Origin of the sequence: Falsigemmobacter intermedius (genome assembly GCF_004054105.1) — a bacterium.
Taxonomy (GTDB): Bacteria; Pseudomonadota; Alphaproteobacteria; order Rhodobacterales; family Rhodobacteraceae; genus Wagnerdoeblera; species Wagnerdoeblera intermedia.
In genome coordinates, this window is record NZ_SBLC01000088.1 from 1 (window position 1) to 4,198 (window position 4,198).

8 protein-coding genes are annotated in these 4,198 nt (G+C 55.6%); 6 read left to right on the plus strand and 2 right to left on the minus strand.

Annotated elements, in window-relative coordinates:
* The coding region (locus EP867_RS18880; RefSeq protein ID WP_407644021.1) for a magnesium transporter MgtE N-terminal domain-containing protein at nt 1-258 on the minus strand (258 nt) is incomplete at its 3' end.
* Nucleotides 259-417: 159 nt separating this feature from the next.
* Nucleotides 418-918 (minus strand): hypothetical protein, encoded by a 501-nt coding sequence (locus tag EP867_RS18885; protein WP_128490991.1) that lies wholly within the window; start codon nt 916-918, stop codon nt 418-420.
* 420 nt (nt 919-1,338) lie between these two features.
* Here EP867_RS18885 and EP867_RS18890 point away from each other — a divergent pair, with 420 nt between their 5' ends.
* The 6 genes from EP867_RS18890 to EP867_RS18915 form a co-directional block, all read left to right on the plus strand.
* Nucleotides 1,339-1,815, plus strand: coding sequence for a hypothetical protein (locus EP867_RS18890; protein WP_128490992.1), 477 nt, complete (start codon nt 1,339-1,341; stop codon nt 1,813-1,815).
* Nucleotides 1,816-1,817: 2 nt separating this feature from the next.
* Complete coding sequence (locus EP867_RS18895) at nt 1,818-2,483, plus strand: DUF4400 domain-containing protein (protein ID WP_124964893.1); 666 nt, start codon at nt 1,818-1,820, stop codon at nt 2,481-2,483.
* Nucleotides 2,484-2,673: 190 nt separating this feature from the next.
* Nucleotides 2,674-3,099: a hypothetical protein gene (locus EP867_RS18900; protein ID WP_128490993.1), complete on the plus strand. Its 426-nt coding sequence runs from the start codon at nt 2,674-2,676 to the stop codon at nt 3,097-3,099.
* A complete protein-coding gene (locus EP867_RS18905) occupies nt 3,068-3,349 on the plus strand; it encodes a type IV conjugative transfer system protein TraL (protein WP_124964891.1) in 282 nt (93 codons plus the stop codon). Before EP867_RS18900 ends, EP867_RS18905 begins: the two co-directional genes overlap by 32 nt.
* Nucleotides 3,346-3,987: a TraE/TraK family type IV conjugative transfer system protein gene (locus EP867_RS18910; RefSeq protein ID WP_128490994.1), complete on the plus strand. Its 642-nt coding sequence runs from the start codon at nt 3,346-3,348 to the stop codon at nt 3,985-3,987. Before EP867_RS18905 ends, EP867_RS18910 begins: the two co-directional genes overlap by 4 nt.
* Nucleotides 3,984-4,198, plus strand: a 215-nt coding sequence (locus tag EP867_RS18915; protein ID WP_164888958.1) for a hypothetical protein, incomplete at its 3' end; no start/stop codon positions are given. The genes EP867_RS18910 and EP867_RS18915, both read left to right, overlap by 4 nt.

Genomic DNA, 4,198 nt, shown 5'->3' on the forward strand with positions numbered 1-4,198 from the left:
CATGAAGATGGCTGCCAGATCGGCGCGCGGTATGCTCGTGGCGAGTTGCGCTTGATAGTCTAGATCGAGATAGCCGAATATGTCAGCCTGACGCGGTCGGGCTGCTCCATTCAGGATTGGCCATGCACCTTCCGGTCCCATCTCCTGCAGGGCACCGGCAATGTCAGCGGGGTGCTCGCTGGTCAATCTTATCGAGCTTTCCTGAACGTCACCTCGTGAAAACTCGCTGACAAGCTCGTGTAGTTTGCTTTCGGGCATAAGGCCTCCATTGTGCAGGCAATGTGAGAAGACCGCTCTGAGGGTATTGCTATTCCTCCGCCTCTCGGCGGATGCAGCTGCAGATCAGATATGTAAAAAAGTTGGGGCGCTCCCCAGTTTCGCTAGATCAGACGTCCTGTGGAGCGCCGGTCCTGCGGGTTACTTAGCCTTAGCTTTCAGGGTCGGCGCAGACGCGACTACGTTCTTAAGGCTTGGTGCAGCAGCAATTGTTTTAGGGACGACTTTCTTCGGCTTTTTCTCGTCACGTCGTCGCTTTTCCATACCTTTTGCCATCTTAGGCACTCCTTCGGTGAAACGGCCTATTTGAGGCCAACCGACGAGACTAGGCGTTTCTGTCAGAAAAGCCAGCCCGGAGACTTCAGGAACTACACTTATTGAACGGGTGACGCGAAAGCCGTCACGCCTTCCGATGCGTCCCGCATTGCACCCGTGGCGGTAGCCCCAAGGGATGTCACCGAAGTCGATGTGACTGTCGGCACGGCTAAAGGCACGACCTTCACGTTCAAATGAGAACGGCGGTGCAAAATTCGTCCACTTTTGTCTAGTCAACAGCACAGCTATCTGGAGGTCCGAGTGCTGAGTTTTGTTTTTCCTGTAGCCTTTGCTCTTGCCATTACCCCAGATCACAGCCTCTTCCACTACTGCTCAGACCGCGGAAAAGTCGTCGCCTCGCAGAGCCTGATCCAAAAAGGGGGCGAGGTCTGGCAGCTCAAACCACCCTTAATCGCACATGGTCATGACTGGGTATCGGGGACGTATGGGCACATACGAGACGGAGAGCGCCTTGCTGATAAGCATCTGCGTCTCCGTGTTCTCCCCGAAGACCTGATCGTGCTGTTTCCTGATGCAGACACCCTTACAGCTTCGGCCTGCAGCCCGTCTGAGTAGGCATTGCAGCCTGAGACCGTAAACCACGTGAGATTGAGGATATTCCTCCGGATAAGCAAAAAGGCAAATCATCCAGTTAACACGCTTGAAATTAGCCAAGGGATTTTCCTAAGATGTGCCAGCGACAATTACGCAGCCAAGCCGACTGTTCTCTGGACATGGAAGATCCACATGCTCGCCATCGCTTCTCTCAAGTCTCTGTTCGGGCCCTCAGCCTATCGCATCTATGCGGAAGCAATCGGTCGCTGCCCCACCACCCTTCTGCGCAATGTCTCTGACGCCTCCACAGTGACCAACAGGCTCGTGCTCACTACCGGAGCCTTGCTGGAACAACTGAAAGCAAGCGGCACTGACCCGCTGGTCATCCTGACCCAGTGCAAAACGCTCTACATTCCGCAGATGTTCAACAAATCATGGCTGCATGCGACGTTTGAAGATCTTCTGGGGGCAGATGCGATCCCGGAACTGAGCAGAACGCAAGGCATGTCTGCAGAGGCAGTCCTTCGCGCTGTCCAAAAGCCCGGTGCGCGGTATGAGCCCCATTTCCGTCTCATGGCTCTGACTATGCTGGCGCTCCGCACCCATGGCCATCCAGTCCAACTGATGCAGCATCCTCAGGATCGTGCTGCGCTTCTGACAGCGGCCTGACAATGGCGGATGGCACGTCCTCATCCTCCTATGACCAGCTGACACTGGTTAAATGGTTTTTTTTCCTCGCGCTCGTGATGATGTGCAACATCGGCATCGTCACCGCGCTCTATACGCTCAGCTGGGAGACCCCCTTCCACCGCGTCCTGAGCAAGGAAAAGGCCGCCTTCGGCATCACACTGAACGAAACCCTGCATCAGAGCATGCGCTACAATGGGGACCGCATTTACGACACCCTGTTCGTGAGATCAGGTGCTGAGGGGCTGGCCTACAAAGCCCTGAGTGAGCCGGACGAGAAGGACATTGCCGGCGCTGCAGTCAAAGATATGAAGATCTTCAGTCGGACCTTGGACAATATCTTTGACTACCTGCTCCTGCTCTCCCACAGGGCGGGCTATTTTGCAGTCTCACTGGCCTATGTGTTCTGTTTGATCCTCGCGGTGGGCATCCATGGGGCAATCATCAGGCACCGAAAGCGCTATGGGTTTGGTGACACCCCCCTGCTTATGAACGTCTGGGCACGCACGACGCTGGCTTATGCCATCCCCATCACGATCATCATTTGGTCACTGCCCTTCGCGATAAATCCATACGTTTTGACGCTGAGCCTGTCTGCTTGCGTCCTGGGGATCACTGTTTTCGCATTCTCCCTGCCAAAGATCGCCTGACGGTCGGCATCACCTCCAGCAACTCAAACAGTCGTGGAAATTATCCTCGGCTGTTTTTTTGTTTTTTTAGCCAAGTAAGCTATTGCAATATAGCTGGAGAGTGGTAATCGTTTCCTCACAGGGCAGTTGAAAAATTCCTTGGCTCGCTTTAGCCCAGCACTATGGAGCTCACAAAGCTGAGGAATGCAGGATGCTGACCACCACCACGAGACAGATTTTCGACAGGAGCACCGAGGGAGGAACTTTCGTCGCGCACGTATTCCGCCTTCCGACGGAAACTGATGGCGTGTTCAGCTACCTCATGGGTCTGAGCTACACCAACGGCGTACCGGTCGGGATTGTTAAGGCCCACACGGGTTCTGTGCTTCGCCACTGGAAGCGCGTTACAGCCATCGAAGAGTATCTGATGGTCCTGGGTGATCGCCTTTGCGGAATCATGGTTTATCCGGTCGCTATGCCGGAGAAAGCGGTCAGAGACAGAATGATCCACCAGTATGAGCTGGATCAGGAATGCTCCGATCCAACCATGGAAAACGAGCGGATGAAACTCCTTGGCGCTCTGCATCCTAAACGGAGCAGCAGCGATGGAAGAGCACCAGATCCCACAGACGCTTGATGCGCCTCCCCTTGCGCTGGTTTTCAACGCAAGTCAGCTCTTCACGTTCATTGGGTTTGCGATCGTTGGGATCGTCGTAAACCACCCCTTTATCGCAGGTGGCATCGGGCTCGTAGCGGGCTCCTTCCTCAACAAATACGTCGATAAACGACCCGACGGCTACCTGCGGCATCTGGCATATTTTCGGGGCATCCCCGTGATGGCCGGCAAGTCGATCCCCAATGGCATCGACCGGGAGTTCCGCCCGTGAAAAAGGAACGCGCCGAAAAAACCTTCCGCCAAATCCGCACGGACAACGTGATCCTGAAGATGGGTTTGGGCTCGATGCTGTTCGTCACATCGCTCTTCATCTTCAACGCTGCGACCCGTGACGATACCGTCATTCTTGTCCCGCCGTTCCAGCATGAAACCATCGAGTTCATCAACGGCAGGGCCAATCAGGAATTCTACAGCCAGTGGGCATGGTCCGTTTCCATGCTGGCGGGCAACATCACTCCGGGTAACGCCTCCTTCGTGCGGGGCGAGCTTCAGCGGATCGCCACTCCTGCGCTCTATCGCCGCCTCATGGAAACGGTCGATATCGAGCTTCAGAACATCGTCCGCGACAACGCCGTTGTTACCTTCAGCCCCCGCGAAGTCATCTATGACCCTGAGCTGAACCGCTTCTTCGTCACCGGACGCCAGACCATCGGCGGCCCCGGTGTCAGATCGCCCATCGAGAAGCAGATCACCTATGAGCTTGGTTTCACCACCGAGCGCCTGCGGGTCTATCTTGCAAGCTACGCAGTCTATGAAGGCAAGCCCATGACCGCAGCAGTGCGGGACGTGGAGATGTCTCGCCGTGCGGACCGTGAGCGTCAACAGGCAGAGAAGGATGGCATTAAATGACCTTCCGCGCCTTTTGCCTCTCGCTTCCCGCGACCCTCATGCTGACAACGGCCGTGTTTGCTCAAGAGCGGATGCGTTCGGCCGATTATGATGGGGAAGACGCCATTGAGGTCTGCTACGATTGGCAGACAGGCTTCGAATATACCCGCTGTGAGCGTATGCCGCTGCCCGGACAGGCAGGCGTCATGGGGCAGGTCTATACCCTTGAAGA